Annotated in this window: 19 protein-coding genes and 1 pseudogene; 11 read left to right on the top strand and 9 right to left on the bottom strand. The window is 72.8% G+C overall.

Annotated features, from left to right (window positions below; genetic code table 11):
* Positions 1 to 10: 10 nt before the first annotated feature.
* Positions 11 to 580: a CGNR zinc finger domain-containing protein gene (locus AB0C12_RS15050; RefSeq protein WP_360548066.1), complete on the bottom strand. Its 570-nt coding sequence runs from the start codon at positions 578 to 580 to the stop codon at positions 11 to 13.
* 106 nt (positions 581 to 686) lie between these two features.
* Here AB0C12_RS15050 and AB0C12_RS15045 point away from each other — a divergent pair, with 106 nt between their 5' ends.
* Positions 687 to 1,895, top strand: coding sequence for a Bcr/CflA family efflux MFS transporter (locus AB0C12_RS15045; RefSeq protein WP_360548064.1), 1,209 nt, complete (start codon positions 687 to 689; stop codon positions 1,893 to 1,895).
* On the opposite strand, the gene AB0C12_RS15040 is transcribed toward AB0C12_RS15045, so the two are convergent.
* The 3 genes from AB0C12_RS15040 to AB0C12_RS15030 all read right to left on the bottom strand — a co-directional run bounded on the left by AB0C12_RS15040 (position 1,844) and on the right by AB0C12_RS15030 (position 4,580).
* Complete coding sequence (locus AB0C12_RS15040) at positions 1,844 to 2,332, bottom strand: YbaK/EbsC family protein (RefSeq protein WP_360548062.1); 489 nt, start codon at positions 2,330 to 2,332, stop codon at positions 1,844 to 1,846. The genes AB0C12_RS15045 and AB0C12_RS15040 overlap by 52 nt on opposite strands.
* An 11-nt stretch (positions 2,333 to 2,343) precedes the next feature.
* Positions 2,344 to 3,690, bottom strand: a complete 1,347-nt coding sequence (locus AB0C12_RS15035) for a ferric reductase-like transmembrane domain-containing protein (protein ID WP_360548060.1) — start codon at positions 3,688 to 3,690, stop codon at positions 2,344 to 2,346.
* 74 nt (positions 3,691 to 3,764) lie between these two features.
* Positions 3,765 to 4,580, bottom strand: a complete 816-nt coding sequence (locus AB0C12_RS15030) for an SDR family NAD(P)-dependent oxidoreductase (protein WP_360548058.1) — start codon at positions 4,578 to 4,580, stop codon at positions 3,765 to 3,767.
* An 87-nt stretch (positions 4,581 to 4,667) separates the two neighbouring features.
* On the opposite strand from AB0C12_RS15030, the gene AB0C12_RS15025 reads away from it, so the two are divergent.
* Positions 4,668 to 6,641, top strand: a complete 1,974-nt coding sequence (locus AB0C12_RS15025) for an amino acid transporter (RefSeq protein ID WP_360548056.1) — start codon at positions 4,668 to 4,670, stop codon at positions 6,639 to 6,641.
* A 9-nt stretch (positions 6,642 to 6,650) separates the two neighbouring features.
* Here AB0C12_RS15025 and AB0C12_RS15020 read toward each other — a convergent pair whose 3' ends face one another.
* A complete protein-coding gene (locus tag AB0C12_RS15020; RefSeq protein WP_360548054.1) occupies positions 6,651 to 7,049 on the bottom strand; it encodes an NUDIX domain-containing protein in 399 nt (132 codons plus the stop codon).
* An 831-nt stretch (positions 7,050 to 7,880) separates the two neighbouring features.
* Between AB0C12_RS15020 and AB0C12_RS15015 the strand changes: the two genes are divergently transcribed.
* From AB0C12_RS15015 to AB0C12_RS14995, 5 genes and pseudogenes are all read left to right on the top strand, one after another.
* Complete coding sequence (locus AB0C12_RS15015; RefSeq protein ID WP_360548053.1) at positions 7,881 to 8,432, top strand: SAV_6107 family HEPN domain-containing protein; 552 nt, start codon at positions 7,881 to 7,883, stop codon at positions 8,430 to 8,432.
* A gap of 1,106 nt (positions 8,433 to 9,538) precedes the next feature.
* Positions 9,539 to 9,991 (top strand): annotated as a pseudogene (locus AB0C12_RS15010) (hypothetical protein); the annotation flags it as partial.
* Positions 9,992 to 10,308: 317 nt separating this feature from the next.
* A complete protein-coding gene (locus AB0C12_RS15005; RefSeq protein WP_360548051.1) occupies positions 10,309 to 12,084 on the top strand; it encodes a DNA polymerase Y family protein in 1,776 nt (591 codons plus the stop codon).
* 9 nt (positions 12,085 to 12,093) lie between these two features.
* Positions 12,094 to 15,429 carry an error-prone DNA polymerase gene (locus AB0C12_RS15000; protein WP_360548049.1) on the top strand — a complete coding sequence of 1,112 codons (3,336 nt, stop codon included), beginning with the start codon at positions 12,094 to 12,096 and terminating at the stop codon, positions 15,427 to 15,429.
* An 88-nt stretch (positions 15,430 to 15,517) separates the two neighbouring features.
* Positions 15,518 to 15,898: an SSI family serine proteinase inhibitor gene (locus AB0C12_RS14995; protein ID WP_360548047.1), complete on the top strand. Its 381-nt coding sequence runs from the start codon at positions 15,518 to 15,520 to the stop codon at positions 15,896 to 15,898.
* Here AB0C12_RS14995 and AB0C12_RS14990 read toward each other — a convergent pair.
* Both AB0C12_RS14990 and AB0C12_RS14985 read right to left on the bottom strand, forming a co-directional pair.
* Positions 15,885 to 16,511, bottom strand: coding sequence for a helix-turn-helix domain-containing protein (locus tag AB0C12_RS14990; RefSeq protein WP_360548045.1), 627 nt, complete (start codon positions 16,509 to 16,511; stop codon positions 15,885 to 15,887). The two genes, AB0C12_RS14995 and AB0C12_RS14990, sit on opposite strands and share 14 nt — an antisense overlap.
* The gene (locus AB0C12_RS14985; protein WP_360548043.1) at positions 16,508 to 16,939 is read right to left on the bottom strand and encodes an ester cyclase; all 432 of its coding nucleotides are present in this window, start codon (positions 16,937 to 16,939) and stop codon (positions 16,508 to 16,510) included. The genes AB0C12_RS14990 and AB0C12_RS14985 overlap by 4 nt, the downstream gene beginning before the upstream one ends.
* A 149-nt stretch (positions 16,940 to 17,088) precedes the next feature.
* On the opposite strand from AB0C12_RS14985, the gene AB0C12_RS14980 reads away from it, so the two are divergent.
* The 4 genes from AB0C12_RS14980 to AB0C12_RS14965 all read left to right on the top strand — a co-directional run bounded on the left by AB0C12_RS14980 (position 17,089) and on the right by AB0C12_RS14965 (position 20,852).
* Positions 17,089 to 17,835 carry a methyltransferase domain-containing protein gene (locus tag AB0C12_RS14980; RefSeq protein ID WP_360548041.1) on the top strand — a complete coding sequence of 249 codons (747 nt, stop codon included), beginning with the start codon at positions 17,089 to 17,091 and terminating at the stop codon, positions 17,833 to 17,835.
* Positions 17,832 to 18,974: a nucleotide pyrophosphatase/phosphodiesterase family protein gene (locus AB0C12_RS14975; RefSeq protein ID WP_360548039.1), complete on the top strand. Its 1,143-nt coding sequence runs from the start codon at positions 17,832 to 17,834 to the stop codon at positions 18,972 to 18,974. Before AB0C12_RS14980 ends, AB0C12_RS14975 begins: the two co-directional genes overlap by 4 nt.
* A 103-nt stretch (positions 18,975 to 19,077) precedes the next feature.
* Positions 19,078 to 20,373 carry a DNA polymerase IV gene (locus tag AB0C12_RS14970; RefSeq protein ID WP_360548037.1) on the top strand — a complete coding sequence of 432 codons (1,296 nt, stop codon included), beginning with the start codon at positions 19,078 to 19,080 and terminating at the stop codon, positions 20,371 to 20,373.
* Positions 20,374 to 20,465: 92 nt separating this feature from the next.
* Positions 20,466 to 20,852, top strand: a complete 387-nt coding sequence (locus AB0C12_RS14965) for a DUF3040 domain-containing protein (protein ID WP_212993889.1) — start codon at positions 20,466 to 20,468, stop codon at positions 20,850 to 20,852.
* Between the two features lie 282 nt (positions 20,853 to 21,134).
* On the opposite strand, the gene AB0C12_RS14960 is transcribed toward AB0C12_RS14965, so the two are convergent.
* Together AB0C12_RS14960 and AB0C12_RS14955 are read right to left on the bottom strand one after the other, a co-directional pair.
* Positions 21,135 to 21,509, bottom strand: a complete 375-nt coding sequence (locus tag AB0C12_RS14960; protein WP_360548035.1) for a YciI family protein — start codon at positions 21,507 to 21,509, stop codon at positions 21,135 to 21,137.
* Between the two features lie 275 nt (positions 21,510 to 21,784).
* Positions 21,785 to 24,253: a DUF3488 and transglutaminase-like domain-containing protein gene (locus AB0C12_RS14955; RefSeq protein WP_360548033.1), complete on the bottom strand. Its 2,469-nt coding sequence runs from the start codon at positions 24,251 to 24,253 to the stop codon at positions 21,785 to 21,787.
* Positions 24,254 to 24,261: the final 8 nt, after the last annotated feature.

Genomic DNA, 24,261 nt, shown 5'->3' with positions numbered 1-24,261 from the left:
GGGAGCCACGCTACGTCGCCGGCGGCGTGTCGGCCTGCTCGCCCCGGCGCCGCCGGGTCCGGGCGGTGTACGCGCGGCGCATCTTGACGTGGTTGCCGCAGCCGGCCATCGAGCACCAGCGGCGTACCCGGTTGCGGGAATCGTCGTAGAAGGCCCAGCGGCAGGTGTCGCGCTCGCAGACCTTGAGGCGGGTCCACGTACCGTCCTCGGCGGCCTGCCGGACCGCGTCGATCAGAGCGGCCAGCGCCCGGTCGAACGCCGGTCCGCCGGCGGCGAGCAGGCGGTATCCGTCGGCGGTGAAGGCCGGGCGTACGGGCGCCAGGGCCTGATTGAGCGCGGCCAGCGCGGCCGGATCGGCGGGATGGCCGGCGTGGGTGCGCAGGACCGCCCGCAGCCCCTCCCGGACGGTCACCGCGGTGGCCAGGTCCGCGGGGCGCAGCCGCGTGCCGGCGGCCAGCAGCTGCCGCTGGGCGAGCCATTCCCCCAGCTGCTCGGGCGTGGTCAGCTCTTCGGCCCCGACCTGCGGCTCGTAGGTGTTGACGAAGTCGCGCACCAACCGGACGGCTCCCGCTGCGGGCACCGGCCACCTCCTCGTGATTCACACCAGCGTAACGCCTTGACAGGTGTGACCACCGTTGGCGAGCATCACACCATCCAAACGCCTACGGTGGTGTGAAGGAGGCGGGATGACGGCGCTGCCCGTGTTGGTGCTGGGGTTGCTGGCGGCCCTCGGCCCGCTCTCGATCGACCTGTATCTGCCGGCGTTCCCGGCTCTGCGTCAGGATCTGGACACCTCCGCCGGGGCGGTGCAGCTCACGCTGGCGGGCATGACCCTCGGCCTGGCGCTGGGGCAGGCGGTGGTGGGCGCGTGGAGCGACCGGGTCGGGCGGCGCAAACCGCTGCTGCTGTCCACTGTGCTGCACCTGCTGGCGACGATCGGCTGCGCCCTCGCCCCCTCGGTCGAGGTGCTGGCGACCTGCCGGTTCGTCCAGGGCGTGGGCGCGGCGGGCAGCGCGGTGCTCGTGCTGGCGATCATCCGGGATGTGGCCGACGGGCGCACCCTGGTCGTGCTGCTGTCCCGGGTCACCCTCGTGGAGACCGTCGCGCCCCTGCTCGCCCCGGTGGCCGGCGCCGAGCTGCTGGATGTGGCCGGCTGGCGGGGCATCTTCGGCCTGCTCGCCGCGGGCTCGGCCACGCTGCTCGTCGCGGCGTTGCTGATCGTGCCGGAGACCGCGAAACCCCCGCCCGAACCGGTGCCCCTCCGGGCCCGGCTGCGGGCGGTCGGTGCCGACCACGGCTTCCGGCTGGCCACGGTCAGCGGCAGTATGACCTTCGCCGGGGTCTACGCGTACGTCGCCGCGTCACCGACCCTCCTGCGGGAGGTGTACGGCCTCAGCGCCCGTACCTACGCCGTTGTCTTCCTGCTCAACTCCCTCGGCCTGGTGGCGGGCGTCCAGCTCAGCTCGATGCTCACCCGCCGGGCCGGGCCGGGCCGGGTGCTGGCCGGCTGCACGGCGGTGACCCTGGCGGCCGCGGCCGCGATCGTGCCGCTGCAATGGGCGCACGCCGGACTCGCCGGGCTGCTGCCCTGCCTGTGGCTGTTCGTGGCCGGCTGCGGCGGCTGCTTCGCCGGAGCGGCGGGCCTGGCCCTGCACGGCCAGGGCGCCCGGTCCGGCACCGCGACCTCGGTCTACGGGTTCGCCACCTTCGCCGTGGCGGGCCTGGTCTCCCCGCTGGCGGGCCTGGCCGGGATCACCGACGCCACGCCGCTGGCCGTCGTCCTGCTCGCCACCGCCACGGTCTCCCTGACGGCGGCCGGCCTCCTGCTGCGGGCCGGTGTCGCTCAGGCCACCTCGGTGGCGGTGCCGCCGGTGACCCGCAGCAGCTCGGCGTAGGTGATCGGGAAGACCACCTGCGGTACGCCGCCCGCCGCCCAGATCTCCGGATACTGCGCGAGCGCGGTGTCGACCAGCGTGCGCACCGGTTTCGGGTGTCCCAGCGGAGCGACCCCGCCGATCGCCTGCCCGGTGTGCGCCCGGACGAACTCGGGAGTGGCCCGCCCGAGCTTGGCCACCCCCAGCGCCGCGGCGACCTTCCCGGTGTCGACCCGGTGCGCGCCCGAGGTGAGCACCAGCAGCGGCTCCCCGTCGGCGTCGAAGATCAGCGAGTTGGCGATCTGCCCGACCTCGACCCCGAGAGCGGCGGCCGCGGCGGCGGCGGTGTGCACACCCTCGTCGAAAACCACCATGCGCGGCGCACTGCCGTCGGTGGTCCGGGCATCGGCGTTCTCCAGGGCGGCCTGCACGGCCAGCACGTTGGGATGGCTCTCCATCCGCTCATTGTTCACCAGCTGAATCGTTCCCGGTGCAGGTGGGCGGCGGGCACCCCGACCGCCCGGGCCGCCGCGCGCACCGCGTCCGTCCACCGGTCCGGGCCGCACAGGTACAAGTCGTGGTCGGCCAGGTCGGGGGCGATCTCCCGCAACGCCTCGGCGTCCGTGTAGTCCGCGTACTCCGCCGGCAGCCACGACGTCGGGTGGGCGCGCGGCCCGATCAGCGGGACCAGCCGGACGCCGCGGCGCTGGGCCAGCCATTCGAGCTCGTCCAGGAACGCCACCTCGGCGGCGTGCCGGGCGCGGTAGACCAGAGTCGCCTGCCCGTGGCCGTACGGCAGGTCCCAGAGCAGCGCGAGCAGCGGCGTGATGCCGACCCCGCAGGCCAGCATCGTCACCGGCCCGCCGCGGTACGACTCGGCGGTGAGCCGCCCGTACGGTCCCTCGATCAGCACCCGCGTCCCCGGCGCGAGCGTGGCCACCCGGGCGCTGCCGTCGCCGAGACCTTTGACGGTGATCCGCAGCTGGTCGCCGCGGGGTGGCCCGGACAGCGAGAACGGGTTGCCCCGGGACCAGCCGCGGCCGTCCAGGAAGCGCCACACGAAGAACTGCCCGGCGCGCACCGGCAGGCGGTCGAGCCGGCGACCGTGCAGGTAGACCGAGACCAGGCCGTGGGCCTCGGGGACCACGTGGTCGACGCGCAGGCGGTGCCGGGCCGTGCGCCACAACGGCGTGCCGAGCCGGAAGATCAGGACGCTGCCGGCGGCGGCCGCGTAGAGCGCACACCAGTACGCGCGCGCGGCCGGGCTCGCGGTGAAGTCCCGGCCCGCCGTCAGCTCGTGCGGCAACGCCAGGGCGACACCCAGGTACGCGTACAGGTGGAGGAGATGCCACGACTCGTAGCGCAAGCGGCGCCGGGCCGCGCGCACCGAGGTGACGACCACCAGGACCAGGGCGGCCAGCGCGGCCACCGCCAGCAGCATCCCGGGATCGCCGGCGACGAACGCGGCGAAGCGGCGGACCGGCGCCCGGCTCCCGGTGGCCAGCACGACGTGCGCGAGCAGCAGCTGGAACGAGGCGAAGCCGGTGCGGCGATGCCAGCGGGTCAGGGTGTCCTGGCCGAAAGCCCGTTCCACCAGCGGGATCCGGGCCATCAACAACACTTGCAGGAGCAGCAGGTCGGCCGACCACAGGGCAGCCAGCCGGCCCGCCGCGCCCGCCGCCGGCCGGCCCCCGGCGGTCAGGTCCGCGATGCCGCCGCGGGCCCACAGGACGGTGACGACCACCAGGCTCAACCCGGCCGCGGCCCGCGCGGTGGGCGCCCACCAGCGCGGGGTGGGGGAGACGCGGGGGCGCACGGACGTCAACGTACAAATGGTTCCGCCCGCTGGGCAGGGGTTAGTGAGAAGGCCGACGAAGGCCCGGATATCCGTTATCCGGCGGCGCGCACACCCACCGCCGCGGCGCTGGCCTCCCACAGCCGGGCGGCCACCGCGGGGTCGGCGGCCACGGTGTCCGGCCGGGTCACCTTGTGCCCCACGTAGTAGGCCCCGTCGGCGACCTCGGCCGTGCTCAGCCAGGTCAGCAGGTCGCCGGCCTGCTCGGGCGTGGTCAGGAACGGCGCGAACCGGTAGAAGAACTTCGTCGCCGCGCCGACGCCGAAGTTGCTGCGCACCACACCCGGATGGAACGACACCGAGGTGATCTCCGGCCAGCGCCGGGCCGCCTCGGCGGCGAACAGGATGTTCGCGGCCTTGCTGGCCCCGTAGGCGCGCCACGAGCTGTACTTGTCGGCCGAGCCGGTGAAATCCTCCGGGTCCAGCCGGGCGCGCTGGTGCGCCCGCGACGCCGTGTTGACCACCCGGCCACCGTCGAGCGCCCCGCGCAGCAGGTGGGTGAGCAGGAACGGCGCCAGATGGTTGCCCTGGATGGTGGCCTCGAAGCCGTCCGCGGTGCGGACATAGGACGCCACCATGCCGCCGGCGTTGTTGGCCAGGACGTCGATCTTCGGGTACGCGGCCAGCAGCTCGGCGGCCAGCCCCCGCACCTCGTCGAGGGAGTTGAAGTCGGCGCGGAACTCGGCCGGCTCGGGCCCGGTGGCGGCAGCTCGTACGGCGGCCATCGCGGCGCCCAGCCGGCCCGGATCACGGCCGACCACGACCACCTGCTCACCCCGCGCGGCGAGCTGCCGGGCGGCGGCCAGGCCCACGCCCGAACTGGCTCCGGTGATCACGAACGTGCGTGGCATGTGTCGCTCCTCATGTCGGCGGGGTACCACCCATCGTGCATCCTGGCATCGTGATCGGTTAGGTGCCGATCCGGCGAAAAGAGATCGATGAGCACCGAGATCGTCGTGCCGGCATCCGTGGACAGTCCCGTCCAGGCGCCGCCGCCGGCACACACTGTCACCCGCTGGCTGCTCGCACACCGGGTGCAGCCGGTCGGACCGGAGGCCGCCGAGGGCTCGCACCCGCAGCCCTGGTGGAAGGTCATGGCGCTGACCGGCGTGGACTACTTCTCCACCCTGTCGTACCTGCCGGCCATCGCGGCGCTGGCCGCCGGGGCGCTGTCCCCGCTGGCCACCCTGCTGATCGTGGCGCTGACCCTGCTCGGCATGCTCCCGATGTACCGGCGGGTGGCCCAGGAGAGCCCGCACGGCCAGGGCTCGGTCGCGATGCTGGAAAATCTGCTGCCGTTCTGGCGCGGCAAACTGTTCGTGCTGGTCCTGCTCGGCTTCGTGGTCACCTCGTGGATCGTCACGATCACCCTGTCGGCCGCCGACGCCACCGTGCACATGTCGGAGAACCCGTACCTGCCGGGCTTCCTGCACGGCCACGCGGTGCCGATCACCATCGTGCTGCTGCTCATCCTCGGCTTCGTCTTCCTGCTCGGCTTCTCCGAGGCCGTCAAGGTCGCCATCCCGCTGGTGGTGGTCTTCCTCGGCCTGAACGCGGTGATCACCGTGGTCGGCCTGGCCGACGTGTTCACCACCGCGGGCGCGCTGTCGGCCTGGGTGGACGCGCTCGGCGCCCACGGCACCAGCTTCTTCGACCTGCTCGGCCCGTCCGTGCTGGCGTTCCCGGCGCTGGTGCTGGGCCTGTCCGGCTTCGAGACCGGGGTCAGCATGATGCCGCTGATCGCGGCGTCCGGCGGGTCGCCCGCGGAACGGATGAGGTCCCGGGTCCGCAACACCCGCAAACTGCTCACCACCGCGGCGCTGATCATGAGCGTCTACCTGATCGCGACGAGCTTCGTGACCACCGTGCTGATCCCACCGGCCGAGTTCGAGGCGGGCGGGCAGGCCAACGGGCGGGCGCTGGCCTACCTGGCCCACGAGAAGCTGGGCGAGCTCCTCGGCACCGCGTACGACATCAGCAGCATCCTGATCCTGTGGTTCGCGGGCGCGTCGGCGATGGCCGGCCTGATCAACATCGTGCCGCGCTACCTGCCCGGCTACGGCATGGCCCCGGAATGGGCCCGCGCCATCCGGCCGGTCGTGCTGGTCTACACGGCGATCAGCATCGGCATCACCATCGTCTTCCAAGCGGACGTGAACGCGCAGGCGGGCGCGTACGCCACCGGCATCCTGGCCATGATGGTCTCGGGCGCGGTGGCCGTGGCGATCTCGGCGGTCCGCCGCCGCCGGCGCCAAGCGGCGATCGGCTTCACGATCCTGACGCTGATCCTGCTGTACGCCCTGGCCGAGAACATCGTGGAGAAACCGGACGGCATCGCGATCTCGGCGGTCTTCGTGGCCGCGATCATCGTGGTCTCGCTGATCTCCCGCGTCACCCGCACCACCGAGCTGCGGGCGGACCGCATCGAGTTCGACGAGCCGGCCCGCCGCTTCATCGCGGAGTCGGTCGAGCACGACGGCGAGCTCAACCTGGTCGCCAACCGCCGGCAGGCCGGCGACGAGCAGGAGTACGCGGCCAAGGAACGCGAACAACGCGGCATGAACCCGGTCCCGGGGGCGGCCGACATCCTGTTCCTGGAGATCAAGGTGATCGACCCGTCGGAGTTCAGCGAGGTCCTGCGCGTGCACGGCGAACAGGTGGGCCCGTACCGCATCCTGCGGGTGCAGAGCCCGGCCGCACCGAACGCGATCGCCGCGGTCCTGCTCGCCCTGCGCGACGCGACCGGGGTACGGCCGCACTGCTACTTCGAATGGGCGGAAGGCAGCCCACTGGTGCACCTGTTCCGCTACCTGCTGCTGGGCCGGGGCGACACGGCGCCGGTGGTCCGCGAGATCATCCGCAAGAGCGAACCGGACCCGGCCCGCCGCCCCGGCATCCACGTGGGCGGCTGACCCCACAGGTCAGCGCAGGCGCGCTGTCCCGTACAGGTGATCAAAGATGATCTGATCGACCGGGGAGACACGAGGACGATCGGCATGGGTGAGCCAGACGATCTCCTCGATCTCACTGTCCGGCCGCAGCACGCCCTGGTAGTCGGCGGTGTAACAGGTCATCCGGACAACCGTCCCGGCGGAATGCCCGTGGGCGGGGGCGGCAAAGGTCCCGACATGCTCGGCGCTGCCGGGGGTGATGGTCACGCTGAGCTCCTCCCGGATCTCGCGGACGAGGGTGTCGATGTCGCTCTCGCCGGGCTCCCGCTTCCCGCCGGGAAGGTAGTAGACGTCCTTGCCGCGGGACCGGGAGCTGAGGATCGCGCCGTTCTCGATGCGGATCCAGGCGATCTTGTCGATGACGGTCATGGGTTGCTGCCTTCTGACTCTTGTCCGGGCGCGGTGGGAAGCGCCGGGCCGGGTGGTCACTCGGCCTGCGGCCGTCGACGACGGTAGCGCCCGGCGCGGTCAGCATCCTGGGCGGTGTCATTGAGCTTGCCGACTACGGCTGGGGTCGGTCGGTTCGGGCTTCTCGCCCGTTCCCGGCCTTGCCGATCCGCTTACCTGCCCGGCCCGCTTACTCGCCCGGCTCGGCCTCAGCCGGCCTAGCCCTGCGGCCGCACGCCCAGCTCGTGCGGCTCATGCCGGGTCCGGCGCGGCCGCCAGCTGCCAGCTGCCGGCTGACCGATTCGCCGGTCCTGGACAGTAATTTCCGAGTGGCCCGCATACCCGTCCTGACCAGCAAGTCCTTACCTTCACGGGCCACCCCGCCCAAGGTGATCTCCACCGCCACCGACCACCCCGCCGGAGCCCTCGCGTGTGTTGCATTTTTGTCGTACCCGGGGTGTACTCTCATTCTTAGTTAGAACGAGTGTTCGATTGGTTCGAACTCCTGTGCCAGGAGGACACCCGGCCTGACTACTCGGGAGCCGCGTTCGCGGCGGGGCTCCCGGATGCGGCGCCCGCGAAGTGCCGCATGCGAGGTCCGGGCATTCGCGGGTCCGGACCGGCACAAAGGCAGGACCGTCGTCCGCTGTTCTCGACCCCCGAGCGGCGGGCGACGGACCCGCCGGCAAGTCCGGCCGGGTGTGGTGTGGGGAAGCTTCACACCCGGCCGGCTGCCACAACCGCTGTGTTCTTCCTCTTGCAGCGGATCGGTTCGACCAGCACGTCGGATGCGACACACGCGAGGAGACGACCATGGTGAGCAACCAGGCCCACCCGGTGCCCACTCTCAGACCGCCGAGCGCCTTCCCGGGCCCGATCCCGGGTCAGACGGCGAGCTCCGGTCCTCTGGCACACGCGCCCACGGCGGCGGCCCAGACGGCGCCCACCGTCCCGGCCAACCTGCTGCCGAACCGCACCCCGGCCCAGCTGCTCGCCATAGCCCGCCAAGGCCTGGCGGAAGCGGCCGGCACCCGCCCGGACGGCCTGCGCTACGCCGCAGCCCACCTCGCGGCACTGCGCGCAGCCGCAGCGGTCCTCGCTGCCCGCGCCAGGCCGGCCGCGCCGACGAAGCGCAGCCGGGTGACGAGCGCCTGGTCCCTCCTGGTCCTGGTGGCACCCGAGTTCAGCGACTGGGCCAGCTACTTCGCCCTGGGCGCGACCAAGCGGGCCGCAGCCGAAGCCGGCATCCCCCGCGTGGTCAGCCCCCGCGAGGCGGACGACCTGCTGCGCGCGGCGGAGCACTTCGTCTCCCTGGTCGAATCCACCCTCGGCGTGGCCTACCAGCCAACCCTCGAAGCCGCCTAGGCGGCGGCCCGGCGGCTGCCCTCCCGCCTCTGTCCCCGGTCGTCGGGTGCTTCGGGCTGTGGTCAACCACCTCGGCCGGAAGCCATCGCAGTCGGCTCCGGAACGGAGTTCCGCGTGGCGACGGCGCTCAGGGTGAGCGGGCCTGCTCGCCAGGTACGGCCGGTCGCAGACCGCCTCGATGGCATCCAGCAGTCCATCGACGATCACCCGCCGGGTGGCGCAGAGACCGGTGAGCCTCCGTAACGGCTGCGGCTCGGGCTACGCGGATCCGGCTGGCGGCGGCTGTTCGACACGGGCTCTGCCGCACCGCTGGGTGCTGCTGGCGGTGGGTGCGGGCCCTCCGGGTCACCGGTGGCATACCTCGTTCGCGGCGTCGCTTCGACGGAGTCGTGACGATAAAGATCAACTTCAATGCACGTGTACACACGGGGCGGACAATGGCCGGGCGCATGATCAACGGTGCTGCGGCCCTTGCTGATCTGGTACGGCCGGCCAGCGACACCGGCGATTTCGGGACGCACCGGGTGCTGCCGGTCCTCCCCGAACTCAGCAGTCTCCTGCCGAGCCGGGGCCTGCGCCGCGGAACCACCATCGCGATCGGCATCACCCCCGGCCCTTCCGTCCATCAAGGCGCCCTCCCCACCCCATCGCCGCCACCGGCCGGCCCCCACGAGCGCGAAGCCTCCGCCCGCGCCGCCCGCCGCGGGCCGCCAAGATCCGCATCCGACCGGCAAGAAGAAGTCACGACCTGGCCCGGCGGCAGAGCGCCCGAGGTCGACGCCGTCGGCAGCGGATCAACAAATCGGCCGGGCGGTGGAGACTTTGCGGCTGCCGGAGCCGGCGGCGAATTCATGGCTGGGCGAACCGGGCTCGACGGTGCCGGCAGCGGACCTGGCGCTGGGCCGGGCGGCAGAGAGTCCGCGATCGACGGTGTTGGTGGCGGATCGGCGAACGGTCCGGGTCGAAGCGGACCCGCAAGCGGTGACGGATCCGCGAACGCGCCGGCCAGGATGGGATTCACGGCCGATCGTTCCTCCTCGCTGCGGAGCGCACCGCCCCTCCCCGGCGCCACCATTCGGGGCGGCGGTGCGGTGCAGCCCGGAGGAGGAAGCACCTCTCTACTCCTGGCCCTGCTCGCCGCCGCCTCCAACGCCGGTTCCTGGTGTGCCGTCGTCGGCGTACCCACGCTCGGCGCGCTGGCTGCCGCGGAGAGTGGGATCGCCCTGGATCGGCTTGCGCTTGTGCCTGATCCCGGCCCCGAGTGGCCCACCGTCGTCGCCGCGCTCATCGATGGGGTGGATGTTGTTGTTGTCGCCGTACCGGGGCAGGTTTCGGCTTCGATCACCAGCCGGCTCGTCGCCCGGGCCCGGCAGCGGGGGTGTGTGCTTGTGCCCTATGGGCGGTGGGACGGCGCGGATGTGACGCTGCAGGTCACCCAGGGCCGGTGGGAGGGCCTCGGCGCGGGGCACGGCCGGCTGCGTCGGCGCAAGGTCACCGTCGTGGCCCGGGGCCGGGGTACGGCGGCCCGCCCCAAAGAGATCACCATGTGGATGCCGGGACTCGCCGTCGTACCCCCGCACGACCCCATGCCCGGCACCCGGTCCCGGCCCGCCGCTGTCCTTTCGGCCGCCGACCAGCCGGTCGAAGCCGGACGCGATGTCCAGCAGCCATCGCCGGCTCCTGGCGTTGCGGGCGCGACAAGCCTGGCGTCCGTCACCTCGATCCTCCCGCAGCCGCCCGGCCGTGACCGGGCCGCACCGCACAGCACCGGCAAGCCGCCCATGCCGCGACCGCCAGTGTGGCCGGGGCCACCCGCCAGCGCCGCCGCAGCGGAATCGCCGGCGTCCACACCGCCGGAAGCGGCCGGGGGGTACGCGTGAGCCCCACCACCGCCGGAGTCCGCACCCTCGTCCTCTGGTGTCCCGACTGGCCCGTCATCGCCGCCGAGATCGTCGAGGGGATCCCAGCTTCCGGAGCCGTGGCCGTTCTCCATGGGAACAGAGTTCTTGCCTGTTCCGAAGCCGCCCGTGCGGACGGGGTGCGGCGGGGGTTGCGGCGGCGGGAGGCGCAGAGCCGGTGTCCTCAGCTCGTGGTCGTCGATCATGATCCGGGGCGGGATGCCCGGGCTTTCGAGCCGGTGGTCGCCGCCGTCGAGGAGGTTGCCGTCGGGGTCGAGGTGATCCGGGCCGGGGCTTGTGCGCTGGCCGCGCGGGGGCCGGCCCGGTACTTCGGGGGTGAGGAGCTCGCCGCCGAGCGGATCGTCGAGCAGGTCGCTCAGGCCTGTGCCGTCGAGAGTCAGGTGGGCATCGCCGACGGGGTGTTCGCCGCCGGGCTGGCCGCGCGGTCCGGGACGATTGTCGGCTCCGGGCGTACCCGGGAGTTTCTCGCCGCCGTGCCCGTCGAGGCGCTGGAGCGGCCCGACCTGGCCGACCTGCTCCGCCGGTTGGGGGTCAAGACCCTCGGCGATTTCGCCGCCCTGCCCGCTTCCGACGTGCTCACCCGGTTCGGGTTCGACGGGGCGCTCGCGCACCGGCTCGCCGGTGGCTTCGACCACCGGCCGCTGGCGGTACGGCAGCCGCCACCCGACCTGGACGTCAGCGACACCTACGACGAGCCGCTCGAACGGGTCGACGTCGCCGCGTTCGCCGGGCGCGTGCTGGCCGAGCGGTTGCACGAGCGGCTCGCCGCGCACGGGCTGGCCTGCACCCGGCTCGGCATCGAGGCGGTCACCGCCGACGGCCAGGAACTGCACCGGGTCTGGCGGCACGAGGGCCTGCTCACGGCCGCGGCCATCGCCGAACGCGTACGGTGGCAGCTCGACGGCTGGCTCACCGGCGCCCGGCGTGGCGCACCGAACCGGCCCACCGCCGGACTGGTCCGGCTGCGGCTCGTCCCCGACGGTGTCCTCGTCCACCTCGGCCTGCAACCCGGCCTCTGGGGCGACACCGGCGCCGAACGCGAACGGGCCCACCGCGCCCTGAGCCGCATCCAAGGTCTGCTGGGGCCGGAAGCGGTGCTGACGGCCGTGCTCGGCGGGGGGCGTTCCGCCGACGACCAGGTGCGTCTGGTCCCGTGGGGTGACGAGCGCACCCCGGCCCGGCCCACCGGTGAGGCGGCCGTTCCGCTGCCGGCGCTCGGACCGGCGGTGGTCTCCCTGGTCGATCCGCCGGCGCTGGTCGCCCTCCCCAGCCCGCCTCCCGAGGTGCTCGCGGTCGAAAAAGACGAGGAGTGGGGGAGCAGTGCAGCCGGGTCTCAGCCGGAAGCGGTGGCACGCAAGGAAGGACAGAAGCGAGGACGTAAAGGCGTCAAACCGCCCGTACCGATGCCGCCCTGGCCCGGTCGCCTGCCCCGCCCCGCGCCCGCCCTGGTGCTCCCACAGGCCCTGCCCGCCGTCGTGCTCGACGCCGATCGGCGTCCCGTCGGTGTCAGTGCCCGCCTCGAGCTCACCGGCGACCCCACCTTCCTGCTCATCGGCCCAGCCGCCCCCGTCGTCATCGCCGGCTGGGCCGGCCCGTGGCCGGTCGACGAGCGCTGGTGGGCCCCCGCCGAGGCCCGTCGCCGCGCCCGCTTCCAGGTCTCCCTCGACGACGGCCGGGCCCTGCTGCTCTCCCTCGCCGCCGGGCACTGGGCGATCGAGGCCATCTATGACTGAGCCCGGCCGATGAGTTTCCACAATCCGCGGATGCCGTGGTCCAAGCTGGAGGGCACCCTCACCGGCAAGCATCTGCATGTCGTCGATCCGCTCGCCGTCGACGGCGACGGCGGGGATTCCCCCGCCTGGAGCCGCAAGCGGCAGCCCTATCAGGCGCCGGCCCTGGTCCGGACACCCAGCCCCGACCGGTACGCCGAACTGCACTGTCACACCAACTTCAGTTTCCTGGACGGCGCCAGCCACCCGGAGGAGCTCGCCGAGGAGGCCGCCCGCCTGGGGCTCACCGGACTGGCCGTCACCGACCACGACGGGTTCTACGGGGTCGTGCGTTTCTCTCAGGCCGCCCGTGAGCTGGGGTTGCCCACGATTTTCGGCGCCGAGCTGTCGCTGGATCTCGCCAAGCCGCAGAACGGTGAGGCCGACCCCGAGGGCCGGCATCTGCTGGCCCTCGCGCACGGCCCCGAGGGGTACGCCCGGCTGGCCCGCACCATCTCCCGCGGGCAGCTCGACGGCGAGGAGAAGGGCAAACCGGCGTACGGGGAGCTGGAGGACGTCGCCGCGGTGCTGCGTGACCATGTGCTCGTGCTGACCGGGTGCCGCAAGGGCAGTGTGCCCCGGGCGCTGGCCGGTGGCGGGCTGCCGGCGGCCGCGTACGAGCTGGACCGGCTCGTCCGGCTGTTCGGCCACAGCAATGTCGTGGTGGAGCTGACCGCGCACGGCGACCCCTACGACGACGACCGCAACGACGCCCTGTACGAGCTGGCCCGCAGTCGCCGGCTGGAAGTGGTCGCGACCAACAACGTGCACTATGCGACTCCGGCGCGGCGCCGGCTGGCCACCGCGCTGGCCGCCGTACGGGCGCGGCGCAGCCTCGACGACATGGACGGCTGGCTGCCCGCTGCCGGCACCGCCCACCTGCGCAGCGGGGCCGAGATGCGGCGGCGGTTCGCGGCGTACCCGGGGGCGGTGGAGAACGCCGCGATGTTCGGTGATGATCTGGCCTTCGATCTGAACCTGGTCGCGCCGAAGCTCCCCGATTTCGACATTCCGCCCGGGCACACCGAGATGAGCTGGCTGCGGGAACTGACCATGCGCGGCGCGCGGGAACGGTACGGGCCACCGCAGGCCCATCCGAAGGCGTACGCGCAGATCGAGCACGAGCTGAAGATGATCGCGGAGCTGAACTTCCCCGGGTACTTCCTGGTGGTCTACGACATCGTGAAGTTCTGCCGGGACGCGGACATCTACTGCCAGGGGCGGGGCTCGGCCGCCAACTCCGCGGTCTGTTACGCGCTGCGCATCACCAACGTGGACGCCGTCGCGTACGACCTGCTCTTCGAGCGGTTCCTGGCGCCGGAGCGGGACGGGCCGCCGGACATCGATGTCGACATCGAGTCCGACCGCCGCGAGGAGGTCATCCAGTACGTCTACCGCCGGTACGGCCGGGAGCACACCGCGCAGGTAGCCAACGTGATCTCGTATCGTCCGCGGTCCGCCGTCCGGGACATGGCCAAGGCTTTCGGCTTCTCGCCCGGGCAGCAGGACGCGTGGAGCAAGCAGATCGACCGGTGGGGCAGTGTCGCCTCGGTCGACGTGGAGGAGATCCCCGAGCAGGTCGTGTCGTTCGCCAACCAGGTGCAGAACTTCCCCCGGCACCTGGGCATCCACTCCGGCGGCATGGTCATCTGCGACCGGCCGATCATCGAGGTGTGCCCGGTGGAGTGGGGGCGGATGCCCGGGCGCACGGTGCTGCAGTGGGACAAGGACGACTGCGCGGCGATCGAGCTGGTCAAGTTCGACCTGCTGGGGCTGGGCATGCTGTCGGCGCTGCACTACGCGTACGACATGATCTCCTCCGATCTGGACATCGGCACCATGCGGCTGGACGACCCCGAGGTCTACGACATGTTGTGCCGGGCCGATTCCGTCGGGGTCTTCCAGGTGGAGAGCCGCGCGCAGATGGCGACGCTGCCCCGGCTCAAGCCCCGCGAGTTCTACGACCTGGTCGTCGAGGTCGCGCTGATCCGGCCCGGCCCGATCCAGGGCGGCTCGGTGCACCCGTTCATCCGGCGCAAGAACGGCCTGGAGCAGGTCACCTACCCGCATCCGCTGATGCGCAACGCGCTGGAGAAGACCCTGGGTGTGCCGCTGTTCCAGGAGCAGCTGATGCAGCTGGCCATCGACGTCGCGGGCTTCGACCCGGCCGAGGCCGATCAGCTGCGCCGGGCGATGGGCTCCAAGCGGTCGGCGGAGAAGATGGAACGGATCAGGAGCCGCCTGTACGAGGGGATGGCCGAGCGGGGCATCACCGGGGAGCTGGCCGACGAGCTGTTCCTGAAGCTGTCCGCGTTCGCCAACTACGGCTTCCCGGAGAGCCACGCGATGAGCTTCGCGTACCTGGTCTACGCCAGTTCCTGGCTCAAGCGCTACCACCCGGCGGCGTTCTGCGCGGCGCTGCTCAACGCCCAGCCGATGGGCTTCTACTCGCCGCAGTCGCTGGTCGACGACGCCCGCCGGCACGGCGTCGAGGTGCGCCGCCCGGACATCAACCTCAGCGACGCCGCCGCGGTGCTGGAGTCGACCGCGCAGACCCGCTGGGGCAGCGCGCCCGGCGAGCCGCCGCACGCCTGGGGACTGGGTGGCCCGGCTGTGCGGATGGGGCTGAGCAGCGTCCGTACCCTCGGCGACGACCTCGCCAAGGTCATCGAGCAGGAGCGCCGCGCGCACGGGCCGTACCGGGATCTCGCGGATCTCGCACGCCGGACCGGATGCTCGACCGCCCACCTGGAGGCCCTCGCGACCGCCGACGCCTTCGCGGGCTTCGGCCTCTCGCGGCGCGAGGCGCTGTGGGCGGCGGGCGCCGCCGCCTCGGACAAACCGGACCGCCTGCCGGGTACGGTCACCGGCACGACCGCGCCGACGCTGCCCGGCATGGCCGATGTGGACAAGCTCGTCGCGGACGTCTGGGCCACCGGCCTGTCCCCGGACGCGCATCCCGCCCAGTTCATCCGGGCCGAGCTGGACCGCGCGGAGGCGGTGCCGATCGCGCGGCTGGGCCGGGTCGAGGCCGGCACCCGGATCCGGGTCGGCGGCATCGTCACCCACCGGCAGCGGCCGGCGACGGCGGGCGGGGTCACGTTCATCAACCTCGAGGACGAGACCGGGATGCTGAACGTGACGTGTTCGCCGGGGCTGTGGCAGCGGTACAAGCGGGTGGCGCGCGGCAGTGCGGCGCTGATCGTGCGGGGGCGGCTGGAGAAGTCCGAGGGGGTGCTCAACCTGGTGGCGGACCGGCTGGAGGCGGTCACCCCACCGATCAGCCCGGCGTCCCGCGACTTCCGGTGAACGGACACTATATTTCCGTTCTACGCGTCCTGCACCTTTTGTGGGGTAGACCGGATGCGCACCGGAAACGTGGCATCGGGAGAGCATCATGATCAGCACCATCGCCGCCGCAGTCCTGCTGCTCGCGGCCCCGGCCGCCGTCGCCCCACCGGCCTCCGCGGCTGCGGCGAAGAAGACCGACCTTACGGTGAGTTATCTGGCTGAGGCCGGCTACGCGGCCGCGGTGAAGTTGCGGTGCGACCCGGCCGGCGGGGCCCACCCCAAGAAGGTCAAGGCCTGCCGGTCGCTGGCCGCCGTCGGCGGCGACCCGAGCCGGCTCACCCCGGCGCCGATGATGTGCACGATGGAGTACGCGCCGGTCACCGCCCAGGTCAAGGGCACCTGGCGGGGCCGCCCGGTGAACTGGTCGCACAAGTTCGGCAACCGCTGCGACATGCACCGCACGACCGGGGTGCTCACGGCCTTCTGAGCAGCGACTCGGCCATGGTCTCGGCCAGCCAGCGCTCGTAGCGATCCAGGCTCCAGCCGCGCCGGCGGGTGAAGCGGTCCAGCACTTCCGGCGCGGTCAGAGCCCACAGCACGTCGCCGGCCTCGGACTCGGTCAGCCCGTCGCGCAGCCCGAAGCGCCGGGCGACGTGCCGGGCCACCCCGGCGGTGCCGATCGCCCGCTCACCCTCGATCCGGTCGACGAACGCGCGGACGTCCGGGTCGCGTCCCGCACCCTGCACGAACACCACCGCGATCAGCGGCCCGGCCCGCTCGGCCAGCTCCCGGCCCATCCGGGCGTACAACCGCAGGCACTCCCGCGGGTCGGTGGCGGCGAGCATGGCCCGCGCGATCGGCCGCTCGATCATCGGTACGGGCTCGTCGTCGCCGGCCAGCGTCACGTCGTACACGGCCTTGAGCAGCGCCGCCTTGCCGCCGACCACGTTGTAGACGGTCTGCGGGCTGACCGCGGCCCGCTTGGCGATCGCCTCGATGGTCGCGCCGGAGTAGCCCCGGCGCAGGAACAGGTCACGGGCCGCCACCAGCACCTTCTGCCGGGTGGCCCGGACCTGTTCCGCTCTGGCTGTGCTTCTCATGCCTCGCTCAGGGGGATCGGCGCCGGTGGCCGCAACGCGCCGACCTGCCACAGCACGCTCAGCTCGTCGCGGACGCCCCAGTGCTCGGCGAGCAGGCCGTTCCGGGCGCGGTAGAGGTGCATGGTCGGCATCGCGTACGGCTTGCCGGTGGGTGCGAAGCCGAGCGTATCGACGTCGTGGACGCCGTGCGCGGTGGCCCGGACCGCCACCTTGTCCCCGTCGGCGACCATGTCGTGCACCTCGTAGCGGATCTTCAGCGCGGTGGTGAGGAACGTGAGGATCTGGAGGTAGCCCGCGCGGCCCTGCGGCGCCCACGGTGGCGCGCCGTGATCGACGAAGTCCTCGGCCACCAGGTGTCCCGCGGCGGCGACGTCCCCGGTGTCGAAGACCTCGAGCACCTGACGGGCCAGCTTCTCGGCAATGTTCATCGGTGGTGTCCCTTCCCGGTACGGCATTGACTGGAACCACGTTCCAACCAGGTCACCGCCGCGGGCAACGATCATGGAAAGACCGGTCGTCGTCCTCCAGCGAAGCGGCTCCGCACTCCGGCTGCCCGCCCGGCCGATACGCTGCCCAGGTGGACACCGCATCGACGCGAACCCCCCGCCCGCCCGTCACCGTGCGTACCGCTGCCGTCTGGGCCGTACTGCGCCGCGAGCTCGAGCGCAGCGCCGGGCGGGAGCTGACCGTGCTGGACGTCGGCGGCGGGACGGGCGGTTTCGCCGTACCGCTGGCCGAGGCCGGGCACACCGTGACCGTCGTGGACGCCAGCCCCGACGCGCTGGCCGCCCTGACCCGGCGGGCCGCCGACGCGGGCGTGGCCGACCGGGTCCGCGCGGTGCAGGGCGACGGCGACGCGCTCGCCGGGCTGGTCGCGCCGGGCAGCGCCGACCTGATCCTGTGCCACTCCGTGCTGGAGGTCGTCGACGACCCGGCCGGGGTGGTCGCCGCGATCAGCGCCGCACTGCGCCCCGGCGGTGCGGTCAGCCTGCTGGTCGCGGGCCGGGCGGCAGCCGTGCTGGGCCGCGCGGTCAACGGCCACATCGCCGCGGCGGCCGCGCTGTCCGGCGACGACGAGGGTCGCGCCGGCACCCGCGACACCCTGCGCCGGCGCTACGACGCGGAGACCGCGTCGGCGCTGCTGAGCGCGGCGGGCCTCACGGTCGAGGAGATCCACGGGGTACGCGTACTCGCCGACCTCGTCCCGGCCGCCGTGGTCGAGGCGGACCCGCAGGCGATGCTGGAGCTGGAACTGGCCCTCGCCGCCCGCCCGCCGTTCCGCGACATCGCCTCCCAGCTGCACCTCTTCGCGCGGCGCCCATGACCGATCAGCTGCCCCCGGACGCCTTCACCCCGGTCCGGCCCGCGTACGGGAGCGCCAGCCTGGCCGACCTGATGCCCAGTGTCTGCGCGGTGCTCGGCGTGCCCGGCGCCACGGATGTGCTGGGGCTGGGCGCCGAGCTGGACGGCGTGGACCGGATCGCCGTGCTGCTGGTCGACGGGCTGGGCGCGTACCAGATGCCGGTCGCCGCGGCCCACGCCCCGATCCTGGGTGAGCTGCCCGTCCGGGCCCTGACCTCGGGTTTTCCCTCCACGACCCCGGTCAGCCTGGTCACTCTGGGCACCGGAGCCCGGCCGGGCGCGCACGGCATCCTCGGCTTCACGCTGCGCAGGCCCGACGGCGGCATCCTCAACCACATCAGGTGGGGCGACGACCCGGACCCGGCCAAGTGGCAGCCGGAGCCGACCCGCTTCGAGACCGCGACGGCCGCCGGCCTGCGCGTCACCCAGGTGACCCGGCCCGAGTTCGAGGGCACCGGCCTGACCGTGGCGGCGAACCGCGGAGCCGCCTTCGTGGGCGCCGCCGACCCGCACACCCTCTCCGCTCGCATGCTGGAGGCGCTGTCCCGGCCCGGCCTGGTCTACGGCTACCACCCCGACCTCGACCACCACGGACACGCGGCCGGGGTCGGCTCACCGCCCTGGCAGGAAGCCGCGGCCGAGGTCGGCCGGCTGGTCACCCGCCTGGTCGAGGGGCTGCCCCCGAACGCCGCGCTGCTGGTCACAGCCGACCACGGACAGCTCAACGTGCCGGCCGAGGGCCGCATCGACCTGGGCCGGGACCCGGTGCTGGCGGCAGGAATCGTCGCGGTGGCGGGCGAGCCCCGGGTCCGCTACCTGTACGCCGAGAACGGGGCACGCGACGACGTGATCGCGGCGTGGCGCGGGGTGCTGGGCGACGCGGCGTGGGTGCTGACCCGCGAGGAGGCGGTCGCGGAAGGATGGTTCGGCCCGGTCCCGGCGGCCCACCTCGAGCGGATCGGCGAGGTGGTGGTGATCTGCCAGGGGCGAACGGTGATCGTCGCGAGCGGGTGGGAGCCGCCGGCGGTGGGGCAGCTGGTCGGCTACCACGGGTCGGTGACCGGGGCCGAGATGCGGATCCCGCTGCTCATCGGCCGCTGAGCGCACAATGGGTCATCCCTGCCGGTGGCCGCGCGTCGGCCGTCCGGCCCTGTCCGAGCCGGGGTGGCCGCGTTTTGTCGTACCCCACGGATAGCGTTCCCTCGTGGGACGAAGTCAGGCCATCGGCCGGGGGCGTGATCCGCGGTTCGGGCCGGAGGCCGACGACGCGGGCTGCACCATCCTGCACGTCGACATGGACGCCTTCTTCGCCGCCGTCGAGGTCCGTCGCCGTCCTGAGCTGCGCGGCAAGGCGGTCATCGTGGGTGGGCTCGGCCCGCGCGGCGTGGTCAGCTCGGCCAGCTACGAGGCCCGTCGCTACGGCGTGCGCAGCGCGATGCCGGCCATGCGCGCCCGCGCCCTGTGCCCCCACGCGGTCTTCCTGACAACCGACTTCTCCGAGTATTCGGCCGCCTCCACCGCCGTCATGCGGATCTTCCGGGACGTCACGCCGCTGGTCGAGCCGCTCTCCCTGGACGAGGCGTTCCTCGACGTGGCCGGCGCCCAGCGGCTGCTCGGCCGGCCGGCGGTCATCGCCCGGGACATCCGCGCCCGGATCGCCGAGGAGCAGCGGCTGACCTGCTCGGTCGGGGTCGCGCCGAGCAAGTTCGTGGCCAAGCTGGGCTCCACCCGGGCCAAGCCCGACGGCGTGACCGTCGTCCCGGCCGGCCAGGTGCTCGACTTCCTGCACCCGCTGCCCGTCGACGCGCTGTGGGGCGTGGGGGAGAAGGCCGCCGAGACGCTGCACCGGCTCGGCCTGATGACGGTCGGTGACCTGGCTGCCGCGCCGCTGGGCATGCTGCGTTCCGCACTCGGGGAGGCGTCCGCCGCGCACCTGCACGAGCTGGCCTGGGGGCGCGACAGCCGCCGGGTGGTGGCCGAGCACGTGGACAAGTCGATCGGCGCCGAGATGACGTACGACACCGACGTCACCGACCCGGTGACGATCCGGCGCAGCCTGCTGGCCCTGGCCGACAAGGTCGGCGCGCGGCTGCGCGCCGCCGGGCACGTGGGGCGGACCGTCACGATCAAGATCCGGGTGGCGGACTTCCGGACGGTCAACCGGTCCCGCACGATGCCGACGGGCACCGATGTGGCCCGGGAGATTTTTGCGACTTCCTGGACGCTCTTCGAGGCGCTGCGGGTCGCCGAGCCGATCCGTCTCGTCGGCGTCCGGGTCGAGGGCCTCAGCGCCGCCGCGACCACATCACGGCAGCTCACGCTGGGGGAGCCGGAGCGCGGCTGGCGCGAGGCGGAGGCCGCTACGGACGCGCTGGCGGCCCGTTTCGGCCGCTCCATCGTCGGACCGGCCAGTCTTTTGGGACAAACCGATCATCGCCGAACCGAAAATCACCCGCACTCGACGGTCGTCCCGCTTTCCGACCCGCCGACGCCCTCGTAGACTTGCGGTAAGGCAGCCGGTCGGCTGTCTCGCACCATCGGCCCGCCTGCACCACCGCCGGGGGGCCGGACATGCGCCCGGGGAGGAATGCCGTGCCGCTCTCGGAGCACGAGCAGCGGCTGTTCGACCAGATCGAGCAGTCGCTTGCCGAGGACCCCAAATTCGCCTCGGCTGTGCGGGCCAGCGACCCACGTTTCCACGCCCGGCGCCGACTCGTCGTCGCCGCGTTCGTGATCGTCGCTGGTCTGGCGTTGGTTGTCTACGGCACGGTGAGCAGCAACACGCTGCTCGGCGTGGCGGGATTCGTGGTCATGCTGGCCGCGGCCGCGTTCGGGATGCAGAGCCGGCGGAAGGGTCAGGCCCCTGACCTGCACGCCGTCGGTGGCACCGCGACCCGCCGCACCCGCTCGACCCGGAAAGCGGGCTTCATCGACCGGCTCGAGGACCGCTGGCGTCAGCGTCCCGAGGGCCACCGCTAGCCCGGACAACCAGCGGCGACGAATGGCGGCCATCCGGCCGCCATCGCCGTATCCGCACGCTCATCACCCACGATGAGCAGGAAATATCGCAGCGGCGTCCTGCAGAGGGACGCCGCTCATTGCTACGCCCGGGCAGGGCCGTAACTGCAGGATGCAGGCTCGCCGCGACAGGGTCGACCTCAAGCCGAGAGCTGCGGCTGACCATGGCCGACTCCGGGGACCGGGCCTGACCCCAGCCCGACCCCCGATCCGCGCCGACGCCCGATCAGGCGCCGCCGGTCGTCACGATCGCTGCTCGGTCCGGCGGACCATCTCGTCCAGCTCGGGGTCGGGCAGCAGCTCCCGGACCTCCTGGGCGCAGCGGCAGGAGACGGCGAACTTGGTGGCCCACGCCAGCGCCTCCTCCCGCGAGGCCACGTCGACGACCACGAACCCGCCGATGACCTCTTTGATCTCCGGGTAGGGACCGTCGGTGACGATTCCGTCGGTGTCCACGACGCTCGCCCGCTGTCGCTCCAGCCCGGCGCCGAAGACCCACACCCCGGCGTCCACGGCCTCCTGAACCACGGCGTGCGTTTCCTTACCCACTTCCGGCAACTCCCCGCCGGAGATGTGGTCCATCGCGCCGTCGTCGAACGAGATCAAGTACCGCGTCATCCCATCACTCCCTGGTCCCGGCGACCTCCGCCGGCCGCCTCTCACCTGCTCCACGAACGACCTGCTCCGGATCCGACACCGTCTCCGAGAATTCTCGCGGCGTGATCGGGTCCTCGGTGGGGTGCCGTCAGCGGTGGTCGGTGACTGCCGCTTCCCGCACGGGCCGCTTCCGAGGAGCACGAGCACGCCCGCGAAGAGCCCTTGGCGGGAATACGGAGCCGCCCTACCGGACCACAGGTCGGCAGGGCGGCTCCAGAGGCGCGGGTGGCTGCCGGTCAGCGGGCCCGGTTCGCCAGCAGTCGGCGGGGGCTGAAGCGGACCAGCAGGTCACGGCCCCGGCTGAAGCTGCCGACCCACCGGGCCGACGTGTCTCCCATGCCCAGCCGCCACCGCAGCAGCACCGACGGCGGCAGCACGACCGCCGCGAACCGCGTCCGCTTCGTCGCCGTCTTGGCCAGGCCCTTCCGGACCTGGTTCAGCGCCACCGTCAGCTCGCCGCCCTGCAACGGCTGCCGGGCGTACCGGGCTCGTTCCTCGGCCCGGCCCAGCAGCGTCGCCGACTCCGCCGGCGTGTCGGTCAGATCGGCCTCGCGGACCAGGCGCCGGGCGGTGTGCCTCGGCGTTTCCGTCGGGTCCACCGGTACGCGGTAGTCGATCATCGTGTCGACCAGTTCGTCCCAGGCGGCGTGGGCGTCCTCGCGGGCGCGGACCACCTCGGTGGTCACCACGACTTCCCGGGTGCCCGGTGGGGCCGGGCCCGTCGCCGCCGCCACCGTTGTCTTCGGGGCTGTGGCCGCGTGGCGGCGTCGGCGGACCAGGACCCGGCGCAGGGCCGGCACCGCCAGCAGAACCAGGACCAGGGCGATGATTCCCGCCGTCAGCAGGGCCGTGGTCGAGGGGCCCGACTGGTTTCCCGGGTCGTTCAGGCCCTGGGCGCCGGCATCGACGTCGCGGTCCGGGCGCTCCGCCGCTCCCGGTCCGGCCGAGGTGTCGGTGCCCGGGGCCACCGTGGCCGTCGACGTCGGGGACGCCGTCTCCACCGCGTCGGTGTCCGGGGCCCAGTCGGAGCGGGTCGAGCCCACGACCGCGGCCGCCGGGGTCGCGTCGAACGGGACCCAGCCGAAGCCGTCCAGGTAGACCTCGGTCCAGGCGTGGGCGTTGCGGTTCGTCAGCACGTACGCGTCGCCGTCGCGGGTGCTGCCGCGGGTGAAGCCGAACGCCACCCGGGCCGGGATGCCCGCCTCGCGGACCATCCAGGCCATCGCCGCCGCGTACTGCTGGCAGTAGCCCGCCTTGCCCTCCAGGAACGCCGTGATCACCGACGCGCCCGCCTCCGGGTCCGCGGTCTGCAGGCTGTACGTGAAGCCGTTGTCCCGGGAGAAGTAGCGGTAGATCGCCGCGACCTTGTCGTACTCGGTGCGCTCGCCCTTGGTCAGGTCGTCGACCAGCTTCTCGACCTTCGCGTCCTGCGGGACCGTGGTGAACTGGGTCCGCAGCGGGTTGTCGCGGGGCAGGGCCTCGGCGCTGCGCAGCTCGGCGGGCGTGTACTTGGCCCGCACGTAGTCGAACGAGTACTTCTTCTCCTTGGTGGTCGTGCGGTTGGAGTAGACCACCTGGGTGTTCGGGTCGTACGACCAGGCGCCGTCGAGGCCGTCGGTGTCGATCGTGGTGGCGTAGACCGGGGCCAGGGTCTGGCCGAAGTCCTTCGTGATCTCCACCTCGGCGTGGTACTGGCGGTACTGCGCGCCGGCCGTGGTGCCGCTCTCACGCGGGTCGTAGAGGCCGCGGGACAGCGGCTGGCCGTTCGGCGTGCGGTTGCTGAAGCCGTCCGAGGAGAGCACGTCGGCGACGCCGAACCGCAGGTAGAACGGGTCCGGTTCGTTGGTCGTGACCCGGACGTAGTTGGTGACCTGGGTCTGGTTGAGCTGGCCGCTGAGCGAGGCGAACAGGTTGATCCGGCCGGTGCCACCCTTGCCCGAGCCGCCCGTACCGTTACCGCTGCCGGCCTGGGTGAGCGAGTTGAGCAGGCCGGTGTTGAGGCCCGGGACGATCACCGGCAGCAGCACGGCCGTGGCGACGCCGATCACGGCGAGCCGGCGTCCGGCCGCGGCCAGCGGCGACGGCTCCCACACGTCGACGTCGCGGCCGTCGCCGGTGAAGCGGCGGCCGAAGCGGCGCACCCGGTCCACGTTGTCGGCGACCAGCAGCCAGAGGAAGCCGGTCGCGCCGACGATGAACGGCAGCACCGGGACGCTGTCGACGTACACGGCGACCGGGACCGAGTAGATGGCCAGCATCGGCAGGCCGGCCAGGGCCGGCTTGCGGGCCACGACGGTGAGCAGGTCGACCGCGATCGCGACCGCCCCGATGCCGAAGACGGCGACGAAGAGCAGGCCCTCGCGGTCGGGGACCGGCACACCGTACGAGCGGGTGTCGTTGCCGGCGTCGGTGAACAGCGCGCCGAAGTGCTCGAACGTCGCCGGGGAGGGGATCAGCGAGAGCAGTTCGTCGCCGCTGGGGAACATCCAGGTCAGGGTCAGCAGCAGCACCACGACCATGCCCAGCGCCTGCGCCCAGGACGGGAAACGCAGCGTACGGGTCAGCACCGCCGCGCCGGCCACCAGGCCGACCGCGAGGATGCACTCCAGCAGCCAGGTCCAGGTGTCGAAGATCGCCGACAGCGGCGCCGCCGCCAGCAGGGTCGCGGCCGCCGCCACGAGTCCCAGTCGTCGTCGCCCGGTCACCGTAGAAC

This window comes from Actinoplanes sp. NPDC048967, assembly GCF_040649415.1.
GTDB lineage: Bacteria > Actinomycetota > Actinomycetes > Mycobacteriales > Micromonosporaceae > Actinoplanes.
Note: the sequence above shows the minus strand (reverse complement) of the source record. Positions and strands in the feature narration are given on the sequence as shown.

Coding starts and splice junctions, on each gene's coding strand:
- AB0C12_RS14985 (WP_360548043.1), bottom strand. CDS start 16,939: ATGAACATTGCCGAGAAGCTGGCCCGTCAGGTGCTCGAGGTCTTCGAC.
- AB0C12_RS15000 (WP_360548049.1), top strand. CDS start 12,094: ATGAGTTTCCACAATCCGCGGATGCCGTGGTCCAAGCTGGAGGGCACC.
- AB0C12_RS15025 (WP_360548056.1), top strand. CDS start 4,668: ATGAGCACCGAGATCGTCGTGCCGGCATCCGTGGACAGTCCCGTCCAG.
- AB0C12_RS14975 (WP_360548039.1), top strand. CDS start 17,832: ATGACCGATCAGCTGCCCCCGGACGCCTTCACCCCGGTCCGGCCCGCG.
- AB0C12_RS15040 (WP_360548062.1), bottom strand. CDS start 2,332: ATGGAGAGCCATCCCAACGTGCTGGCCGTGCAGGCCGCCCTGGAGAAC.
- AB0C12_RS15020 (WP_360548054.1), bottom strand. CDS start 7,049: ATGACCGTCATCGACAAGATCGCCTGGATCCGCATCGAGAACGGCGCG.
- AB0C12_RS14995 (WP_360548047.1), top strand. CDS start 15,518: ATGATCAGCACCATCGCCGCCGCAGTCCTGCTGCTCGCGGCCCCGGCC.
- AB0C12_RS15045 (WP_360548064.1), top strand. CDS start 687: ATGACGGCGCTGCCCGTGTTGGTGCTGGGGTTGCTGGCGGCCCTCGGC.
- AB0C12_RS14960 (WP_360548035.1), bottom strand. CDS start 21,509: ATGACGCGGTACTTGATCTCGTTCGACGACGGCGCGATGGACCACATC.
- AB0C12_RS15015 (WP_360548053.1), top strand. CDS start 7,881: ATGGTGAGCAACCAGGCCCACCCGGTGCCCACTCTCAGACCGCCGAGC.
- AB0C12_RS15030 (WP_360548058.1), bottom strand. CDS start 4,580: ATGCCACGCACGTTCGTGATCACCGGAGCCAGTTCGGGCGTGGGCCTG.
- AB0C12_RS14990 (WP_360548045.1), bottom strand. CDS start 16,511: ATGAGAAGCACAGCCAGAGCGGAACAGGTCCGGGCCACCCGGCAGAAG.